Here is a 19984-nt window from a genome sequence, read left to right on the forward strand (position 1 = left end):
TAGCTTTTAAAACAATGTTTTGTTTCCGTAGAAACAACTACTTACATGGCGTTTCGTTCAGTTTTCAAAGATCGATTGTCTTTCATTCTATCAACCTCGGTTTATTTCGCCGAGTGACAACTATTATCTTACCAACAACACGTTATTTTGTCAATAACTTTTATAAGTTATTTTCGCAAGCAATATGTTGTTTCGAAGTGACAAGATTCATCTTACCACCCACACGAAGTATCGTCAACCATTATCTTAAAATAATTTAAAACGACCTTTACATATTGTAAAGGTCGTTTTAAATCATCCAGTTAGAACTTCTTCACTAGGATATCTAATTTTAGGAGTCCTCTTTGAAGCGAAGATGAAGGCAAGTGTTAATGGACCTAATTTACCTACCATCATAATAATAATCAGCGTAACTTTTCCTATACCGTTAAGGTGAGTAGTTAACCCCATTGATAGTCCAACAGTTCCAAATGCAGACACAACTTCATAAAGATTAACCATGAACGACGATTCTTGAGTGAGTTCAAGAATAAAAACTCCTAAGAAAACAACACCTGTGGATATCACTGTTATTGCAAGCGCCTTTATGACAACCGTAAACGCTAATGTTTTGTGAAAGACTGTAATTTCATTTTTTCCTTTTAGAAAAGTGTTTACGGACAAAAGCATAGCCATGAAGGTTGTTAATTTTATTCCTCCACCTGTTGAAGCGCTCCCTGCTCCTATAAACATTAAACACATTGTGAAAAATAATGAGGCTTCTTCCATACTTCCGATATCAATTGAATTAAACCCAGCTGTTCTCGGCGATACTGCCTGAAAGAATGCCCCCCACCCTTTTCCAACTCCGTTAAGCGGACCTAGTGTTGCAGGGTTATTCCACTCTAGCGTAAGGATTATGAAAAAAGCGATTAGATTTATTACGACAGTCCCTACTACCATTAGCTTGGTGTGTAAGCTTAAATGCCGGAAATGTTTCTTTTCTTTTAAATCTATTAAAACAGTGAAACCAATTCCCCCAAGAATAAATAGCAATGTGATTACTATATTCACTATCGGATCGCTTACATATGCTGATAAGCTATCAGCCCATATAGAGAAACCGGCGTTATTGTATGCAGATATGGAATGAAAGATAGCGGCGTATATTCCGTTCCCTACTCCGTAAACCGGCATCCATCTGACCGAAAGAATAACTGCTCCAATAACTTCAATTAATAGAGAGAAGATAAAAAGGTTCCTTACCAGTTTAATGACTCCTCCCAATCCTTTTTGGTTCAGTGACTGTGAAATCAATAACCTTTCTGAAACCCCGATCTTCTTTCCGATTAGAATAAAAATGATTATGGCAAAAGACATGATACCAAGGCCACCGACTTGGATGAGGAACAAAATAACGATTTCGCCAAACATCGTGTACGTTGAACCAGTATCCACAACCACAAGTCCGGTTACTGTAATAGCAGATATGGCTGTAAACCAAGAATCCAACCACGTTACAGAAGTAGTTGTAGCTTGTGGGAGCTTTAACAACATTGTCCCAAGCGTACTAACAATAAGGAATAGAATAAGTAAAGCACGAGGTGGATTAAATAGCGCTTTGCCAGCTTTCACTTTTGAGCCCTTCTTCCTCTAAAGATACACTTGATTATTGAATGTAGGATTTTGAAAAAAGAATAACAAAATAAAAACACAGGTGCGCTGTGTTTTTCATGAGTTTGTCCCTCACTACTCTCTAATAATTGAAATAATAATACATCGAAGTATCAGAATAAGTAAAGAACATTATTTAGTTGTTTTCTGCTTGAAAATACAAGTGTCGATGAAGCTTACAACCTTCGTTAAATTTCGCTTTACAATAGGGGCATTGCGAATCAGATGAAAGATAGTCATGGATGGTCATTTCCGTTTTGCATTTTCCGCATGCTACTGCTTTCTCATTAAACTTGTCATCTGGCCATACGTGAACTTCATGACCTGCGGTTTCTTTATGACATGTAATACAAGGATAGTATTCATTACAACAGTAGAACTTAATCGCAACTATATCTAGATAACTATGATAATGTTCGCACCTTGTTTCGTCATCATATAATTTCCCTTTAATTTGAATCGAATTCATGTTCATTCACAACCCCTTCACCCACGTATAAAACTTCTCATTATTCACAACTTTAACGGTATAGAAAGGTAGCAATTGATCTCAAACGCTTTATTTGTTCTTCTTTCATACATATCTTACAAAGCGAATACCCTTTGTTCTTCCTAATAACATCACTCATATTCAATAGTTCTTCAAGATTGTCTGAACATATTTTCTCCACTTTCGTTCTAGCTCCATGATCTTTCTCCCGCCATAGCGTCCGACAGTCTGCTGTATGAATTTTGTTATATCCTGGATCTGAACCTTTAAAATGATTAAAAACATATCCCTCTGGATTTAGTTGATGCCATCCTAAATAACGCTCTTCATTTCCCTTGAAAATACTGATCATGGTTCAGCCTCCTAATGTTTCATCACTAAACCATGTTCTCCATCGGTAGCATTCAGCCTCTTTACATTATATTACATTTTCATTTGTTTTTTTATCCAAATGTCATTTCCCCATAAAATAAAGAAATACGAAGATACTGTTAATCCTATAAGAATTAGATATACGTACTCATTCGATACATGAAACACACTAACCTGAACGAAGTAGTAGTGAACAAGAGTAAACAAAAACAATATTCCTATTACGCTGTATCTTCTAATGTAAAGAGCAAGGGTAAGTAACAAAGATTCACCTATAATCAATAGTGTAGAAAATGCGATATTATCTCTGTAGCTGTTCTCAAACCATCCTACTTCAAAATGAACCTCAGGCATAACTAAAAACAATAGAAACAGCCCGTTAGAAAGAAAGAAAATCAACGAAAAGAAAAGCGCCACAAATCGAAGAAGTGTAACCTTAATAATCATCCTATAAAACCATTTACTCAGAAAGAATGTTAGGAATAGAAAGATTCCAGTATAATACGTACGCCACCAATTGTGATCATAGATGTTTAGATATAGAAACAGTTTCTCTATTCCCATAAAAAGAATAACAAGTGGAAGTACGCCCTTCAGTCGGACTTGATAAACAGTTACTAGGATAGCTGCAGCAGGAACTGAAAAGGCTTGTGAAGACAAATCTCCTAGAATACTGTCATAAACGCCAATTGAAACAAGATGAGGTTTGTACGTATAGCTGTTCATTAGAATTAAAATGATATATTCAAATACATAAGCCAGGCCAGCAATTAAAAAGTAATACACTAAATAAGACAAATCTTTTGTGCTAATAAAAATCCATAAGAGGACACCAATACTAATTACTGTTAACAATAGGTATGGAATATAGTTTGCCATCTTTTTCTCACCATTTCCTAGATAATCATAGGACTCGTTTTTTCTCTGGACAATTGTTTTTCATAATTAGTTTAACCATCTCTTCATCTTTTTAAGAGTCCGTTTAAGACAGTTTCAAATAATGAAAACTTGGGTAAGAAATAATTGACATCAAATGTAAAAAGGATGGGGTTCCCCATCCTAAGCATAGCTCGTTTTTGATCTAGTCATTTTTCTATCGAAAAACATGTAAACAAGTAGAACACCACAACCAACTAGAGACATGTACCCCATTAAGCTATATAAAGCAGAACCAGAATCTTCTTCGAAGATAATACCTCCGAACAATGATCCCAAGATTCCTGATAAGCCGAAAAAAACAGAGATAAAAAGTAAATGGCCCGTCGCTTGCAAATTGATCGGAACCAATTTAGTCACATATTGAAAGGCTGAAACATAAAACACGCCAAATGTAACACCATGAAGAACCTGCATAAGGATCGCTCCTACTGGTCCTGTAACATAAGCAAGAATGATCCATCTTATTGCATAGATCAAACCTGCTATGAAAATAAACACTACTTCATTATATTTTCTAAACCAATAATGACTTGTTGCAAAAATAACAGCTTCACTTGCGACAGCGACAAACCACGCTATCCCAATTTGAGACTCTTTGCCTCCGAGTTCAGTCATATAGATTCCGATAAAACTATCGTTTGCCCTATGAGGAATTGTCAAAAACATAATAGAAACAAGAAAAAAAAGAAATCTTGGATTCTTACCTATCCTTATTGCATCCAGAATAGTCACAGGTTTATTAACCGTCTTTACATCTGATATTTTCGCAGCAGTTAAAAAGGCAATTGTAATCATAAACAAAAAAGGAAGAAGGATGAATTCAATTCCAGCAAATGAGAAAAACTGACCGACAAGAAGTGTAGAAGAAGCAAACCCAATTGATCCCCATGTACGAATACTACCGAAGTTCTTATTAAACTGAGCAGCTGTTTTAACCGCAAGGCTATCACCAAGTGCTCCTGTAGGAGACATAAAAACATAGAAAATAGCAGCTGATATTAAGATAAATGCATAAGTTTGACTTGTGAGGAGAAAGACACTAACAATAAATACTCCAATTAACGTAACTAGTAGTACCTTTTTTATCGTTCCATTTTTGTCACTTATGTAGCCCCAGAATGGCTGAGCGAGAATAGCTGCTAATGGACCGATAGCAAGAATGGATCCTATTTTGGATTCTGACATACCAGAATGTTGAAAATAGACAGGCATGTAGCTAATAATGATTGTGTTTGAAGCATGAAAAAAGAACAAAAATAAACTAAGATAAAAAATTGAATCCCTTTTATTCACCTAAAGAGCACCTCTCTCTTTCCAAATCGTGTTCTCAATAACTCTATAGCATAGCCAATGCAATAGCAATGTCTTCCATTCATACTGAAGTGTATCTTTCTACACATAACTACACTGTTTTCTAAATTCATAACATTTTTAAGAGTGAATATGAATATCCTGTAGAAATATCCAATTTAGTGCTATCCCAAAAGCAAATAATGGAGGATTTCTATGGAAAACGGAAATGATTTAGCTATTTCAGAAATCGAGCTGATATTTCATCATCTTTCAGACTTCATTTTTCAAATTCACGTTGTTGATCGTCACCATTTTGAAATTGAAGCTGTGAACGAAGCTTATTTATCGAATTACAATACCTCTAAAGATGACCTTTCAGGTAAAAGAGTAGAAGAATTTCTTGGAGGCGATCAAGGTTTACAGGCGATAAGACGATTTCAAGAAGCTATTTTCTCCAAACAACCCATTCAATTTGAAGAAGGATACAACTTACCTAAACAAGGATACAGAGTGTTCGACATTACGCTAGTTCCCATAGTAGTAGATGGTTCTGTATCAAAACTTATAGGAACAGCGAGAGATATTACTCAAAAACGATTAAATGAAGAACAGATTGTTCAATCCGAGAAATTATCAGTCGTTGGCCAGCTCGCAGCTGGAATTGCACATGAGTTACGAAATCCACTTACTTCATTAAAAGGCTTCTTAAAACTGATCGATTATAAAAATACAAATAAAGAAGTTGATCGGTACATTCAAGTGATGGATTCTGAATTTCATCGAATCGAACAGATTGTTGATGAGTTCCTTATTCTAGCGAAACCTACTAAATCTCATTTTACTTATGAAAGAATTGATCAGCTATTAGATGAGGTTATTGAACTTCTTTGTGGCGAGGCGAACATGGAATCCATTATTTTAAAGAGAGACTATTTCTCGCTACGATCTCACGTTTATGGTGAACGCAATCAGTTAAAACAGGTTTTCATTAACTTAATTAAAAACGCTATGGAAGCCATATCAAAGGAAAATGAGAATGGAGAAATTACGATTGAAGGAAAAGCATTAGAGGATAAATTAATTGTTCACATTATTGATAATGGAGCAGGAATATCCGAAGCTGAACTTAAGAATCTTGGAACGCCTTTTTTTACGACAAAGAAGAATGGAACCGGACTCGGACTTCCCGTATGTAAACGAATAATTGATCAACATAGTGGCCATTTAGAAATCAAAAGTAAGCCTGGAGAAGGTACAAGAGTTTCAATTACTCTCCCCAAAACACCATCACACTAACCCCCTTTAACGGGGGTTGTGTACATTTAATTGATGCGAATTCTGAGCAATTAACCAACTCTTGACTTCTTGATTAACTTCAACAGGCTTTTGCCAGTGGAGCACGTGACCAGTCTCAGGTATTGGGCTAATCCGACAATCACCTTTTAACTTAGCTCTTAATAAATCTGCTCCTTCATTTCTTATGGCTTCTGCTTCAGGTGGCTGTGTTGCTCTTAAAAGATAAACGGGTGCGTCAACATCCCTTAGTACTTCACGAAACGGCTGTAAATATAACGCTTTCATAATTGCTCGTACTGTATCTTCACTCGCCTTCATGCTAACGTGATTACTTTCAATACACATGTCGGCATGAACCATTTGCTCGATTTCACTGCTCCACCTTCCGATTTCTTCTCTTTTCTTATCTTCATATTCTTTTATTGATCTAAACTGGTTTTCATTTACCCATTCGGACATGCCTTCTAATAATTCTTCAAGTTTGGTGGATGGATCATCTGAAGGTTGAACATAACCTCCATCGAGCATGACGATTCCATTTACCATTTGTGGATACCGACTACAGTAGTGCAGCGCTATAGCAGCACCCCACGAATGACCTATGATATACAATGGCGAATTACTTACGCTCGAGATGATGGTATGAAGCCATGTACACATTGAGTCAAAAAAATAAGACTGTTCATCTTTAAAACCGGTCGTATTCCCATGCCCTGGTAGATCAATAGAGATGACGTGAAAATCTTCTTTAAGGTTTTCAGCCATTTCATTAAATCCTAAAGCATTGTTTGTCAATCCATGGAGACAAAGCACATTGGGATTCGTTTTGTCTCCCCATTTGACACCATGTACCTTTTCTCCATAAACCATAATATTAAACTTTTCCATGCGATCATCCTTTCGTTTGTCCATAATTAACCTATTCGACTAGAAGGAATCATTCCCTCTACCTCGAAATGAGTTTGTTAAGATACTAACGCATCGGGAGGTATAAGATGGAAATAAGAAAAGCTGTAACGAAAGATTCTTCCGAAATTGCAACTGTTCATGTAAACAGCTGGAGAACGACATACCAAAGTCTTATTCCTGATGATTATTTAGCTTCACTTGATGTTCAAATCCGTGAAGCTAGGTGGAGAAAGTCCTTAGAAGAAGGAAATACCATCTTTGTCATCGTGAATGATGAGAACAAGATTGTTGGTTTCGCAAACGGTGGTAAAAATAGAAACAAGAACTACCATTACGATAGTGAACTTTATGCCATTTACTTGTTGGAAGAAGCTCAGCGGCAAGGAGGAGGGAAACAGTTAATCGGTCAAATTGCCGAACATTTATTAGAAGAAGGGTTTCAGTCTATGCTTGTATGGGTGTTGAATGGGAACCCTGCCGCACACTTTTACGAACATTTTCTGCCAGCTCATATTGCAGAGGAAGAGGTTACAATTGGAGGAAAAACATTAAAGGAAACAGCATTTGGCTGGGATGATTTGAATTTACTGCTTACGAATAAATAGATGCCTAACACAACAGCAAAAGCCGTGAATATCACGGCTTTTCATTTCTATTTATGAGTTTTCCTTTAAAAAAGATTGAGCGATTTGATTCGTTCAACGGCTTCCTTTAGTCGATCTTCAGATGTTAGTAATCCGACTCTTACGTATCCTTCACCATGTTCTCCAAATCCATTACCTGGCGCGACTACAATTTGTACGTTATCTAATAGGAAGTCAGCGAATTGTTCTGAAGTAAAGCGATCAGGTACCTTTAACCACGCAAAGAAAGATCCTGATGGTGAAGTTACATCCCATCCAATGTCATGTAATCCGTTGATAAGAACATTTCGTCTTGACTCATATGTAGCACGCAGTTCGTCGACACACTCTTGAGATCCGAGTAACGCTTCTGCAGCAGCCTCTTGGACCGCACTAAATAGACTAACATAGAAATGATCCTGCAGAATGTTAATACTTTCAACGACAGATGGGTTCCCAACAGCGAAACCAACGCGCCAACCTGCCATATTGTACGTCTTCGAAAGCGTATAAATTTCAATTCCTACTTCTTTTGCTCCCTTCGTTTCAAGAAAGCTTCTCGGGCGTTCTCCATCAAATCCAATCGCTCCATAAGCAAAATCATGTACAACACATAAATCTTGATCATTGGCGAATGATACTGTCTCATTGAAGAAAGCTTCGGTCGCTTGAGCAGCAGTAGGGTTATTCGGATAATTCAAGAACATTAGCTTGGCTTTTGAAAGTAATTCTTCTGGAATAGCTTCATAGTCAGGTAGAAAATCATTTTGTTCAAGTAGCGGCATCATATGCATGTCTGCTTCAGCCATCGCAACACCAGACCAGTAATCCGGATAGCCTGGATCTGGAACTAAAGCTACATCTCCTTTGTTCAATAAGCACTGACTAACTTCAACAAGCCCAGCCTTCCCGCCAAACAAGACTGCTACTTCTGTTTCTGGATCAAGATCGACTCCAAACTCGCGCTTATAAAATTCAGATGCGGCTTTTTTCAAGAAAGGCTGCCCTCGAAAAGGCGGGTATTTGTGATAGGCAGGCTTTTCCGCAGCAGCCTGTAAGGCGTCGATTACATGCCGCGGTGTAGGTTGATCAGGATTTCCTTGACCTAGATTAATAATGTCGTATCCTGCCTCTACATAGCGGTTCACTTTCCCTGCAAGCTTAGCAAAAAATTGTTCCGGTAAACGCTTGATTGCATCTGAAGGTTGAAACTGTTTCATATGTCGTCACATCCTGTTAAAATATTCGTGAAATTCTAGTAGTTTATGTTATCTTGGATACACAATCATGTAAAGTGAATTTTCTAAAAGTTCAAGGAGGACAATTGAATGAAAAAACTTGCCCTGTTGCAATTTGATATTGCATTTGGAAGTCCTGAGAAGAATTTTGAAAAAGTGAAACAACTAGTATCTGAAGCTGTATCTAGTGAACCAGATATCATTGTTTTGCCAGAATTGTGGTCAACGGGATATGACTTATCTAGACTAGATGAAATTGGCGATACAGACGCTAGAAAGTCAATCATTTTTCTAGGAAACCTCGCTAAAAAACATAATGTCAACATTGTAGGAGGCTCAGTTGCGAAACAGCAACACAATGAAGTTACAAACACCATGCTTGTATTCAACCGAGAAGGGCAGCTTGTTCACGAATATAGCAAGGCACATCTTTTCCGTCTAATGAACGAGGAAAAGTATCTTGTTTCCGGAAACACAAAAAGCCATTTCACACTAGAAAACCTCCCTTGCGCAGGGTTCATCTGTTATGATATTCGCTTTCCAGAGTGGCTTCGCCTTCATGCCATTGAAGGTGCTCAGGTATTATTTGTACCTGCGGAATGGCCGGAACAGCGAACAGACCACTGGCGAGCGCTACTTATTAGCCGCGCCATTGAGAACCAGTGTTATGTGATAGCCTGTAATCGTGTAGGTTCAGATCCTGATAATGCGTTTGGTGGTCACTCCTTAATTATTGATCCATGGGGCAAGGTCATCTCTGAAGCAGGTACCGATGAAACAATTTTAGTAGGTTCCATTGACGAAGACGAGATCACGGCAATCAGAAGTCGCATTCCGATTTTCGAAGATCGCCGCCCAGATATGTACAATTGATATCCCTAGAAACTCAAGGAGCCCTTGCATTCATGTTCTACCAGACTAAACGAAGCATTAAAATATAACAAAAAGGGCGAAGCACTAGTATCGCCCTTTTACCAATCAATAGGATAATTCCCTAATGGCGAACCTGTTCTTCCGGAGAAAAAGTGTTTATGATTATCTGCAGAAAAAGTCTCTCCATTAAAATTGTGGAAGTGTTCTCCTGAATACAGTGGAATTGGTGGTCCTGATTGAACACTAAATCTATGTTGGTGTCCGTCTTCCTCAATCGTTAACCCTTCAATTTGGTGCACATGCTGATCATATGCACTGCCATTCACCGGAAAAGAAAACCCCAAAAGTAGTGAATGGTTATGGTTATTACGGATCTCAATTCGACCTTTAAAATGATGTGAATGTGCAAAGGGTAAGGCGTTCCATTTCATTAGAAAGATCCTCCCTCCCTTATTTATAGAAACATCTATGCGGAATTTCAGTATAAATGCTAATTTTTTAAATTAAAACGTAATCAACCAAAGGAAGAACACCTACATCATCGAATTGTAAAAGAAACTATTATTGAAATAATCGAAAGAGGTGAAGTATGACATCTTCTTTAACAATCTTTGGACATCGTGGGTCATCGGGAACACATCCTGAGAATACGTTAATTTCTTTTCAAGCTGCTCATAAAGCAGGAGCAAACGGTATTGAACTGGATGTTCAATTAACGAAAGATGGTGTTCCAGTCGTTATCCATGATGAACGCGTTGATCGAACAACCAACGGAGTTGGATGGGTTAAGGACTACCTTTATGATGAGTTAATTCGACTTGATGCAGGGCATTTTTTCTCTAGTCGTTTTCAAGGAACAACTATCCCCTCACTTGAAGAGGTACTTGAATGGATAGCTTCTACATCGCTATCTCTTAACATTGAACTCAAGACTGGTTACGTTTCTTATGATGGTATTGAAGACAAAGTACTCTCCCTCCTCAACCATTATCAACTGAAAGATCGCTGTATTATTTCATCTTTCAATCACTATAGTGTCAAAAACATTGCACAAAAAGATTCACATATTGAAACGGCTATCCTGCTTATGGAAAAGTTAGTTGAACCTTGGAACTATTTAAAGAGTGTCGGAGCACATGGCCTTCATATTGAATGGCAAGCGATAGACGAGTTTTTAATGGCACACACTCAGAAACGAGGAATTCCAGTTCGAGCATATACAGTCAATGACCGGAAAGAGATTCTGAAAGCGCAAAAGCTTGGTTGCGATGCCATATTCTCTGATTTTCCAGCCTCTTCTATTCAATCGTTCTAACTCTGCCCACCCAAAATGTGCGTATGCCTACTTCCGCAATGGGTCTCATCAACATAGGTTAGTAAGGAAGCAACGGACATTGACGGGAGGATTTATCATGAGTGGATACGGATATGGTCAAGGTTTTGCGTTAATTGTAGTTCTATTTATTCTTCTAATTATCATTGGTGCATCGTATATTTCTTAATTGAAACATTAGTGATGACATCCAAAAAAGGCTTCCGCCCAATTAGAGCGGAAGCCTTTTTCACATTTTATTATTTTAATTACAACGTTGTATTAGGATTTGCTGAAGTACTTCCTGGCGTTCTAGTTTCACTTCCTGGTACATTTGTTGGCTCATATCCTTCATCGCCAGATACTTCCTGTCCCGCGTCCTTAACCTTACTTCCGATATCCTTCAAATCTTCTCCTGCTTCTTTTGCAGTTGAAAGAACTTCAGTTGAGTCTTCTTTCACTTGATTGACTTGATCTACTACTTCATCGTTCACTTTCTCGTAAAGAGACTGTGCATCATTCATCGCTTCTTTAAGTACTGTGGATGCTGATTGAATACGATCCATCCAATCATCTTTTACTTCACTTGGGTTCTCTTTAACACGTGTATAGAATCCTTGCGATGAACTCTTTACGTTGCCAGCAGTTGAACGCACTTTATTACGTGTTGTGGAATCAAGCATTGCAACTGCTCCACCAACAATTGCACCAACAAGAATACCTTTTACAAGCTTACCATTCTTCTCTTCGTTAACTGTAGTTGTTGTTTGCATGACTATTCCTCCTATATTATTATCTTGGTTTACTTAGCTAGTTTTTTCTTTCCCTTTGTGGTGAATACTAAACTAAAAAAGTGAAACTTCCATTAGAGGAAGTCTTTTCTCCTCTAATGGTTAATTGAACCAATCGGACCTTGGATGAAATTTGACATGAACTTCCTTCTTCGCATACTAATGCGCCTCTGTTATAATAGACAGCGTTGTATGACAGCAGTTCGTAACCTTCCTGCTTCATCAAAACTAAAGGAGGAATTTAAATTGACTAGTATGGATAAAGCTTGGCTACCATCATCTGGCCCGATGCCTCGACCAGAAAGTGTAGAACAGGCAAGAGAAGTAATTAAGAATGAAGCATTTGATGCACCTAACGTACAGGAAATCACGTTCAACGCACTTGAATTCACAGCGGTTTGCCCGAAAACAGGACAGCCTGATTTCGGACGTGTTGAAATTTCTTACGTCCCTGACGAGAAATGTATTGAATCCAAATCACTAAAGTTCTATCTGTGGTCTTATCGCGACGAAGGTAGCTTCTGTGAAACGCTCGCAGCTCGTATTGCTGATGATGTGGTGTACGCCATAGATCCACTGAAAGTAACCATTACCGTGTATCAATCTGCTCGTGGTGGTATTGAACTAAAAACTACCGCTGTGCGAGAGAAGCCTAACTCTTAATATGAATAGTGAACTCATCGACCGTAGTCTTATTCTGTTCAATGTACTATTTGCCACTTCAATCGTGATTGCAAATGTACTTGCAGGCAAAGTGGTAATGATCGGAAATTTCGTCATTCCAGCTGCAGTCGTTATGTACGCCTTTTCGTTTCTTTTTACGGATATCATTCATGAGCGTTACGGAAAAGAAGAAGCTACTCGAACGATTCGTTATGGATTTGCAGCTCAAATCTTTGCAAGCATCATGATCTTCCTAGGTATGCTTCTACCAGTTGCTCCATTTGCCTACGATACCCAGGCAGCGTACGAAATACTTCTTGGGCAGAACTATCGTTTTGTTCTCGCAAGTCTTGTTGCTTATCTTGTATCACAGCATGTGGATGTATACATCTTCTCAAAGATTAAACAACGAACTGCAGAGCGTCACAAATGGCTTAGGAACAATGCCAGTACTTTTGGCTCTCAGTTGATCGACACAACGATATTTATCACCATTGCATTTATTGGTACTGTACCAAATATATGGGTTATGATCTTATCACAATTTGTTATCAAGATGGCACTCGCGTTATTAGATACACCACTCTTCTATTTGCTAACTAGACTTACGAATCAGGATCAAGAGCAAAAGCCATTAAACATAGACAAGCCTCTGGAAACTTAGTTCCAGAGGCTTGTCTATTGAATTGGTTGTTTTTTCTCATGATCAATTCGGTTGTGAACGTAGAAGTGAACAATTTCCTCAATATAATCCTTCAAATCAGGACAATTAATTCCTTCCCTTGAGAGCAATTCGGTTGTGCGAGTACTATCATAATGAGCATTGCATTCAAAATAATCAATGGTTTCTTTAACTACATCAAGGCGCTTACGAAGTGCTTTTACTGATAAGGCATTCTGAACAATAAATTTAGGCAGTACCCAGGAAGGTTTCTTATGAAGAAGAAGCTCGCAAAACATCTCATATAACTTTTTAGCAGGATATGGAGCCGGATCTGTTAAATGAAACGTTTGGTTTACAGCTTCATCACAATGTGCAAGATATGTTGTCGCAGAAATAACAAAATCAACGGGTACAAGGTTAACAAAAGCGTCGCCTTTTCCGATGAATGGGATTGGCAATCTTTGAACTTGATCGAGAAAACGTAATATGAAATAAGGTCCATCGAATTTAGAAGTCTGCCCCGTCTTTGAATTTCCAATTACAATGCCCGGTCTCACAATCGTTTTCGGAAGCGAAGAGTTTGATACGATGACTTCCGCTTCATATTTTGTATGTTCATAGTGGTTTTTGAACGTTTGATCTTTGCCTAGTTCGTGCTCAAATATCGTTTCTTCTCGATAGCCAGAGACAAAAGCTGTGCTAAAGTAAATAAAACGTTTGAGATTTGCTAAGTCTTCACAAAGCTCAACCACATGACTTGTTCCTTCCACATTTGTACGCCAGGCTATGTCTAGAGAGACAGCAAGATCATAAATAGCAGCAAGATGAAAAACATGTGTGACAGTTTCATTGATTACCTCTCTGTTAACTGGATCAATGCCTAAGCCCCTCATTGTAATATCACCCTCAACTAATTGAGCATTGAATAGCTCTAGATCCTCTTTCACCAGTTGCGCTTTTTCTAATTGATCCTTTTGGACAAGTAGGTAGAAGAAAGCAGACGGATTCTGCTTTCTTAATTCTTCAACAAGATGGATAGCAAGAAATCCCGGAAAACCGGTAATGAAATAGATACTCATGAGCGTACTCCTTCCGTATCACATTCGTTTAAGACTATAATTGGACAAAAACACTCCAATTCCTGCCAGTTAAGAAATTGAATGTGCAAAAAGAGATTTAGTGCAAACAAAAAAACCGCCAATTATGACGGTTTTCAATTACTTATATACCATTTTGGTTAGCTAGTGTCATGGTAACGGTTTGAAGCTTGCCATCACGATAGAATGATACTTTCATTTCATCGCCTACCTGTTTACTAGAATACAGATACTTCCTTAGCTCAGCAGAAGTGTTGATCTCATTATCATCTAATTTCACAATAACATCTCTTTCTTCTAACCCTGCATCTGAAGCAGGTGAATTAGGAGAGATGGCCATGAGTACAACTCCTGCTTCTACGTCTTTAGGAAGATTCAACGTTCCTGTCCAATATTGCGTAGGTACTTCCGCAAGTGAAGCAGGTGTCACTCCCATTACAGGTCGTTTCACTTCACCTGTTTCTTCAAGCTGCTTAATAATTGGCTGTGCATCATCGATAGGAATGGCAAATCCAATACCTTCTACAGAAGCTTCTGCAATTTTTGAGGAGTTAATGCCAATTAATTGCCCTTTAATATTAATTAAAGCACCACCGCTGTTTCCTGGGTTAATCGAAGCATCTGTCTGTATCACATCTGCTTCATAATCCGGTTGTCCATTCTGATCAAGATCTACTGGAATAGAGCGGTTCGGATTACTGATGATTCCCTGTGTAACCGATCCTTCTAGAAAACCTAGCGGATTACCGACTGCAATAGCAGGCTCACCTGTTTTCAATTGATCTGAAGACCCAAACTCAACGACTTTCTCGACATTCTCATCATCAATTTCAAGAACAGCTAGATCCATTAATGGATCTGTCCCAAGTACTTGAGCTTCCGTTTTCTTCTCATTGCTTAACGTTACTTCCACTGAGGATGCCCCTTCAACGACATGGTTGTTGGTGACAACATAGGCTTTGCCGTTCTCTTGTTTGTATATGACACCTGAACCTGAAGAAGCGGCCTGACCTGACTGATTACCAGGATCCTCAAGGGAAAAACCACCTTGATAGCTTGTAATACTAACGACTGCATCCTGTGCTTTTTCGACAGCAGAAGTGATGTCAGATGATACGTTATACGAAACATTTGATGCTGTTGCATCTTTATTTGCTGTCGTTGTTACTGCTGCTTCATTTGAAGAAGGTCGCTCTATATTTGTAACAAAAGGGCCTGCGACAAGCATTACTGATGCCCCTACCACTGCGCCAAATGTGCTCGGAAGGAACCAGCTCCTCCCTCTTTTCGACTGCCTATTTGTTTTCATATTATTATCATCATAGTAACCCATTATCTGGTCACCCTTTCTCCCCTTTGATTTGTTTATAAATCTATTGTAACGAGAGATGTGGGTCATAACACAAATATGTGAGAGTTTTGATATTGTTAGATATTATTTGATAGTTCTACGTTATTTCACCTTATTAATTGGGAGTGGGAAAACAAAGTGAAAAGGTGGTCCCCACGCCTACTTCACTATCAATTCGAATCTTGCCTCTATGCTCTTCGATAATTTTATAACTAACCATTAGCCCAAGACCTGTCCCATTCTCTTTAGTAGAGTAGAAGGCTTTTTCAAGATTAGGTATATCCTTCTCAGGGATCCCAATCCCTCTATCAATTATTTGAACAGTCGTCCATTCTTGATCTTTTACTAACTTAATTCTAACTTCTCCTCCGCTAGGCATCGCTTCAATTGCATTCTTAAGTATATTAAGCAACACTTGCTTAATTCTGCCAGCGTCTCCCAACACTTGTCCTTGCTCTTCAAAATGCGTATAAATTGTTATTTGCTTATTTTCAGCCTCTTGCTGAAACAGATCAACTACGTATCTCACACACTCATATAGGTCAATTGATTTAAGGTTTATTGCCTGCGGCTTACCGAGAATCATCAGGTCATTCACAATAATAGTTAGTCGATCTAACTCTTGTAACATAATCTTTGAGTGCTTTTGGTTATACTTTTGTTCATCTTCCTGTAGCTGAACGAACCCTTTCAATGAAGTAAGAGGATTCTTAATTTCGTGAGTAACACCAGTCGCAATTCGTCCAATAAATGCTAGCTTTTCATTGTGAGAAGAATGTTCGTAGGATTTCTCAACTGCCTTAAGATAACTTATGAAACGATTTAGAATGATGAATGTGACTACCGAGAATAACAACAATAGCATAATAGGAAAGGCGACTTCAGGGGAAAAAGTGAAAATCCCCATAAGAGCATACTTACATACTAACCCTATGACAATCACAAAATAATACATTCGATCTACAAAAATTGGTGAAAATAAGACAAAAACCAATTCTACTGGACTTCCACTTGCATAAACGTTGTTTGTTCCAAAGTATTCTACCATTTCAGTTGTGAGTGCACCCGCTAGGAACACAAAGAAAAATAAATACTTCACGACAAAAGGCTTCTGTTTTTTTGAAAGATAGATTGATAAAGGAAACAAAGCTGCTGTTACAATATAAATGACGATATACGTGATCATCATAGTTAAACTACTAAATATAACCGGTTCTGAATCTGGATTTAGAATAGGTCTAATACCAAATCTGTATGTATCAAATAATATAAATGTTAAATAGAATAAGACAAAGAATAATGTGTTAGCTTTTTTTTCTTCTTTTACATCAATTTTTGTGCGAGGAACCATTTTCATTAGATCACCTTACATCTTGTGTATTAGTTGTAAATTGTACAAAACAATGCTTATTATAGCATAATTTTTTCGACAAAAATCCTCAAAGTTGGAGGCTCTTTTCGTATACTTTGTTGCTATAAGCGTGGGTTAATTTCCGCTCCAGGATGCTCGCTTTCCGCGGGGCGGGCGGTAAGCCTCCTCGTCGCTCACGCTCCTGTGGGGTCTCACCTGTCCCGCTAGTCCCGCAGGAGTCGAGCATCCTTCCGCTCCAATTAGCTAAGTGTGGCTTTTTATATAAGAAATTCTTTCAAAAGCAACAATCTTTTAGAAAAGAACCTTTAGAAAAGAGACGAGTTGAAAGAGGGTATCCAAAAGAAAAACCCTGCAAGATTTGCAGGATTTTACATATATTCATTTTCTTTTTTAAGCTTTTCTTCATCTATTCGATCTTTTACGAAATAGGGTTCTACTGTAAGTCTAGATAACCCCAATCGCTTCATGATTTCATTTACTTCAATGTGATCTACTTTGTCTGTTTTTCTCTCTGGAAACGCCCAATTGACAAGCGCATTGGCCATTTCAACAGCGTACCCCTTATTTCGATATGCTGGTATAAGTTGGTATCCGACTTCTAAATTAGCTGACGATTCGACATTCTTAAATCCCATCGTACCAATCACTTTTTCATCACTTGTGTGAATAAGAACACCTTCCCATGATTGACTCACTCTTGAAACAGATGAATCGTTTAAATGAAAAGGAAGAAATTCCTCAAATTGAACATTTTCGAATTCTTCTGGAACATCAACATTTAGAAGCTTTTCTAGTTCTTTCTTATTGGCCATCGCTTTGATTAAGTCAAAGGAAAAAGGAATAATGGTCAGACGATCGGTCTGAAGGTAAGGCATTTTCCTCAAAAATCCTCCTTGTGAGTTATTTTCTTTGTAGTATGAAAATGACTTTTATCACTATACCTTAATGCTTTACTTACTGTAAACCATACCCCTAACATTCGTAAATAAACGGAATATTCATTTTTGTGTTACTTTGTCCCTTTCTTTAATAGGATATGCAGTTCATAAGAAAAAGCTGCCACAAATCGTAGCAACTTAGTCAGTTCTTTTTGAATCTTTAACAATATCTGTTTCTTCAAGATCAGCAAGACCATTGTTTAGTATCTCTCTATACTTTCCTGCCACTTCACCTGAAATGATTTCTCCCTGCTCAAGCTTCGTTATTTTATCGTATTGTGCATAAAGCGAATGCTTTTTAAGCGTAATTAATTGACTCGTTTTGAGGGCAGGATTTTCCTCAAGCAGCCGATCAAGTTCAGTATGGCTCTTATCAATTTCACTTTGATAACTGGTTAGCATTTCAGAATACACTGGTTCTGGAACAAATAACTGGGTTTTCAGTTTTCTAATTTCAGCAATACCTGCTTCATGTCGGTGTAAGTTAGCCACAATGTCTTCGTACTCTTTTGAACCGCTATGCTTTGCCCTTAATCCAAAGTAACTAATTAGCGGTTTAATCGTTAATCCCTGTACGACAAGCGAGAAGAGAACAATGCTGAATGTGAGAATAAGAACCGTATCTCTTCCAGCAAAATCTCCAGGAAGACTTAAAGCTAGCGCAATGGATAAAGATCCTTTTAACCCACCCCAGTTCAGAACATGTCTCCAAGACCACGACAAACCTTTAATTGGTAAAGTACTACCATAAACAGCTATCGTTCTACCGATTAAGACAATAAGTAGAGCAAGACCTATTGTGCCCCATTGATCTGAGAAATTAATCCTAGTAATTTCTAATCCAACCATTAAGAATACAATCGAGTTTGCAAGAAGCGCTGCAACATCCCAGAAATTATTAATATTCAACCTCGTCGTTGGGCTCATACCAACTCTTGAGCCAAAGTTACCAAACGTTAACGCCCCTACAACAACAGCGATTACGCCGGATACATGAATACTTTCTGCAATTATGTATGATCCATAGAACAATAAGATACTGAAAATAATTTCAAGTGGATAGTCATCAAAATACTTAGTCAGAATGGAAATTCCATATCCAAGTCCACCACCAACAAGCAAACCTCCGATAACAACTTTAATAAACTCGAATGAACCACTAGTTAGCCCACCTATTCCCATATCTATATAGGTAAGAAGAGAAAAAGCGGATATTTTGAAAAGGACAACAGCAAGTCCATCATTGAATAAACTCTCGCCTTCAATGACTGTAGAAAGCTTGTGATTCACTCCCATACTTTTAAAGATCGAAAGAACACTAACAGGATCTGTTGCACTCATTAAGGCAGCAAATACAAACGCTACTGGTATTGATAGACCGAGCAAAAAATGGGTAGAAAACCCGATCACTATAAAGGAAAGAAACGTCCCTCCAAATGCAAGAGCGATAATTGGTTTCTTGTTCTCATTGAGATGAGAGAACGGGAGCTTTAAAGCAGCCTCACCTAATAATGCTGGAAGGAAAATGGTTAAGATCACGAAATTAAAAATATCTCCTTCCGTTATAAACATCTTAAGTGGTTCGAGAACTGGGATATTCAAAAGTCCAATTAGCGTTCCAATAATTACAAGTGCAATCGGATATGGCTGTTTAAGCTTCTTAGCGATTGCTGTGATACCCGCTGCTATCATCGTCAGAATTAATCCCAGTTCGAATATGTGATGCATATCTAAATGTTCCATAATCCGCCTCCGATTAGTTATTGTTCTAATAGTATAACCAAAATGTCATAAGAATGGAAAATCTCGGGATAAAAAGAAAAGGCTCTTTTCGTAGACATTGTTGCTATAGTAGGTGAATTTCCGCTCCAGGATACTCGCTTTCCGCGGGGCGGGCGGTGAGCCTCCTCGTCGCTTACGCTCCTGTGGGGTCTCACCTGTCCCGCTAGTCCCGCAGGAGTCGAGCATCCTTCCGCTCCAATTAGCGAAGTGTGTTTTTTTATTCAATAATTATTTCAAAAGCAACAATCTTTTAGAAAAGAGCCTTTATGAAAGAGGTTTAGTTTAAATATTTAAACTCCAACTTTAATTGGAGCAGAAGTTCATCCCC

21 protein-coding genes are annotated in these 19984 nt (G+C 38.1%); 7 read left to right on the forward strand and 14 right to left on the reverse strand.

Annotated elements, in window-relative coordinates; genetic code table 11:
* Positions 1-294 precede the first annotated feature (294 nt).
* The 5 genes from AB986_RS18290 to AB986_RS18310 form a co-directional block, all read right to left on the reverse strand.
* A complete protein-coding gene (locus AB986_RS18290) occupies positions 295-1614 on the reverse strand; it encodes a TrkH family potassium uptake protein (RefSeq protein ID WP_048313071.1) in 1320 nt (439 codons plus the stop codon).
* Between the two features lie 175 nt (positions 1615-1789).
* Positions 1790-2128, reverse strand: a complete 339-nt coding sequence (locus AB986_RS18295) for a CHY zinc finger protein (protein ID WP_048313072.1) — start codon at positions 2126-2128, stop codon at positions 1790-1792.
* A 46-nt stretch (positions 2129-2174) separates the two neighbouring features.
* A complete protein-coding gene (locus AB986_RS18300) occupies positions 2175-2495 on the reverse strand; it encodes a hypothetical protein (RefSeq protein WP_048313073.1) in 321 nt (106 codons plus the stop codon).
* Positions 2496-2566: 71 nt separating this feature from the next.
* Complete coding sequence (locus tag AB986_RS18305) at positions 2567-3394, reverse strand: hypothetical protein (RefSeq protein ID WP_048313074.1); 828 nt, start codon at positions 3392-3394, stop codon at positions 2567-2569.
* A 180-nt stretch (positions 3395-3574) separates the two neighbouring features.
* Complete coding sequence (locus tag AB986_RS18310; RefSeq protein ID WP_048313075.1) at positions 3575-4747, reverse strand: MFS transporter; 1173 nt, start codon at positions 4745-4747, stop codon at positions 3575-3577.
* A 213-nt stretch (positions 4748-4960) separates the two neighbouring features.
* Here AB986_RS18310 and AB986_RS18315 point away from each other — a divergent pair, with 213 nt between their 5' ends.
* Positions 4961-6043, forward strand: coding sequence for an ATP-binding protein (locus AB986_RS18315; RefSeq protein WP_053216251.1), 1083 nt, complete (start codon positions 4961-4963; stop codon positions 6041-6043).
* A 6-nt stretch (positions 6044-6049) separates the two neighbouring features.
* Here the strand turns inward: AB986_RS18315 and AB986_RS18320 are convergent, their stop codons facing one another.
* Positions 6050-6931 carry an alpha/beta fold hydrolase gene (locus AB986_RS18320; RefSeq protein ID WP_048313076.1) on the reverse strand — a complete coding sequence of 294 codons (882 nt, stop codon included), beginning with the start codon at positions 6929-6931 and terminating at the stop codon, positions 6050-6052.
* A 107-nt stretch (positions 6932-7038) separates the two neighbouring features.
* Between AB986_RS18320 and AB986_RS18325 the strand changes: the two genes are divergently transcribed.
* Entirely contained in the window at positions 7039-7557 is a 519-nt protein-coding gene (locus AB986_RS18325; RefSeq protein WP_048313077.1) for a GNAT family N-acetyltransferase, read from the forward strand.
* Between the two features lie 65 nt (positions 7558-7622).
* On the opposite strand, the gene AB986_RS18330 is transcribed toward AB986_RS18325, so the two are convergent.
* Positions 7623-8795: a pyridoxal phosphate-dependent aminotransferase gene (locus tag AB986_RS18330; protein WP_048313078.1), complete on the reverse strand. Its 1173-nt coding sequence runs from the start codon at positions 8793-8795 to the stop codon at positions 7623-7625.
* 108 nt (positions 8796-8903) lie between these two features.
* Here AB986_RS18330 and AB986_RS18335 point away from each other — a divergent pair, with 108 nt between their 5' ends.
* Positions 8904-9686 (forward strand): carbon-nitrogen family hydrolase, encoded by a 783-nt coding sequence (locus AB986_RS18335; protein WP_048313079.1) that lies wholly within the window; start codon positions 8904-8906, stop codon positions 9684-9686.
* A 98-nt stretch (positions 9687-9784) separates the two neighbouring features.
* Here AB986_RS18335 and AB986_RS18340 read toward each other — a convergent pair whose 3' ends face one another.
* Positions 9785-10117 carry a YmaF family protein gene (locus tag AB986_RS18340; protein ID WP_053216252.1) on the reverse strand — a complete coding sequence of 111 codons (333 nt, stop codon included), beginning with the start codon at positions 10115-10117 and terminating at the stop codon, positions 9785-9787.
* Positions 10118-10275: 158 nt separating this feature from the next.
* Between AB986_RS18340 and AB986_RS18345 the strand changes: the two genes are divergently transcribed.
* A complete protein-coding gene (locus AB986_RS18345) occupies positions 10276-11001 on the forward strand; it encodes a glycerophosphodiester phosphodiesterase (protein ID WP_048313080.1) in 726 nt (241 codons plus the stop codon).
* Positions 11002-11098: 97 nt separating this feature from the next.
* Positions 11099-11188 carry a YjcZ family sporulation protein gene (locus tag AB986_RS21905; RefSeq protein WP_084006645.1) on the forward strand — a complete coding sequence of 30 codons (90 nt, stop codon included), beginning with the start codon at positions 11099-11101 and terminating at the stop codon, positions 11186-11188.
* 79 nt (positions 11189-11267) lie between these two features.
* Here the strand turns inward: AB986_RS21905 and AB986_RS18350 are convergent, their stop codons facing one another.
* On the reverse strand, positions 11268-11771 hold the full coding sequence (locus AB986_RS18350) for a YtxH domain-containing protein (RefSeq protein WP_048313081.1): 504 nt from the start codon (positions 11769-11771) through the stop codon (positions 11268-11270).
* A gap of 273 nt (positions 11772-12044) precedes the next feature.
* On the opposite strand from AB986_RS18350, the gene queF reads away from it, so the two are divergent.
* Together queF and AB986_RS18360 are read left to right on the forward strand one after the other, a co-directional pair.
* A complete protein-coding gene (gene queF / locus AB986_RS18355) occupies positions 12045-12452 on the forward strand; it encodes a preQ(1) synthase (RefSeq protein ID WP_048313252.1) in 408 nt (135 codons plus the stop codon).
* 1 nt (position 12453) lies between these two features.
* Positions 12454-13116 carry a queuosine precursor transporter gene (locus AB986_RS18360; RefSeq protein WP_048313082.1) on the forward strand — a complete coding sequence of 221 codons (663 nt, stop codon included), beginning with the start codon at positions 12454-12456 and terminating at the stop codon, positions 13114-13116.
* Between the two features lie 14 nt (positions 13117-13130).
* Here the strand turns inward: AB986_RS18360 and AB986_RS18365 are convergent, their stop codons facing one another.
* The 5 genes from AB986_RS18365 to AB986_RS18385 all read right to left on the reverse strand — a co-directional run bounded on the left by AB986_RS18365 (position 13131) and on the right by AB986_RS18385 (position 19617).
* Entirely contained in the window at positions 13131-14195 is a 1065-nt protein-coding gene (locus tag AB986_RS18365; protein ID WP_048313083.1) for an SDR family oxidoreductase, read from the reverse strand.
* A gap of 142 nt (positions 14196-14337) precedes the next feature.
* Positions 14338-15546 (reverse strand): S1C family serine protease, encoded by a 1209-nt coding sequence (locus AB986_RS18370; protein ID WP_048313084.1) that lies wholly within the window; start codon positions 15544-15546, stop codon positions 14338-14340.
* Between the two features lie 133 nt (positions 15547-15679).
* Positions 15680-16921 (reverse strand): ATP-binding protein, encoded by a 1242-nt coding sequence (locus AB986_RS18375; RefSeq protein ID WP_084006646.1) that lies wholly within the window; start codon positions 16919-16921, stop codon positions 15680-15682.
* Positions 16922-17304: 383 nt separating this feature from the next.
* Positions 17305-17811, reverse strand: coding sequence for a GNAT family N-acetyltransferase (locus AB986_RS18380; RefSeq protein ID WP_048313086.1), 507 nt, complete (start codon positions 17809-17811; stop codon positions 17305-17307).
* Positions 17812-18012: 201 nt separating this feature from the next.
* On the reverse strand, positions 18013-19617 hold the full coding sequence (locus tag AB986_RS18385; protein WP_048313087.1) for a cation:proton antiporter: 1605 nt from the start codon (positions 19615-19617) through the stop codon (positions 18013-18015).
* Positions 19618-19984: the final 367 nt, after the last annotated feature.

The sequence above is a fragment of the Guptibacillus hwajinpoensis genome, assembly GCF_001039475.1.
Taxonomy (GTDB): domain Bacteria; phylum Bacillota; class Bacilli; order Bacillales; family Guptibacillaceae; genus Guptibacillus; species Guptibacillus hwajinpoensis.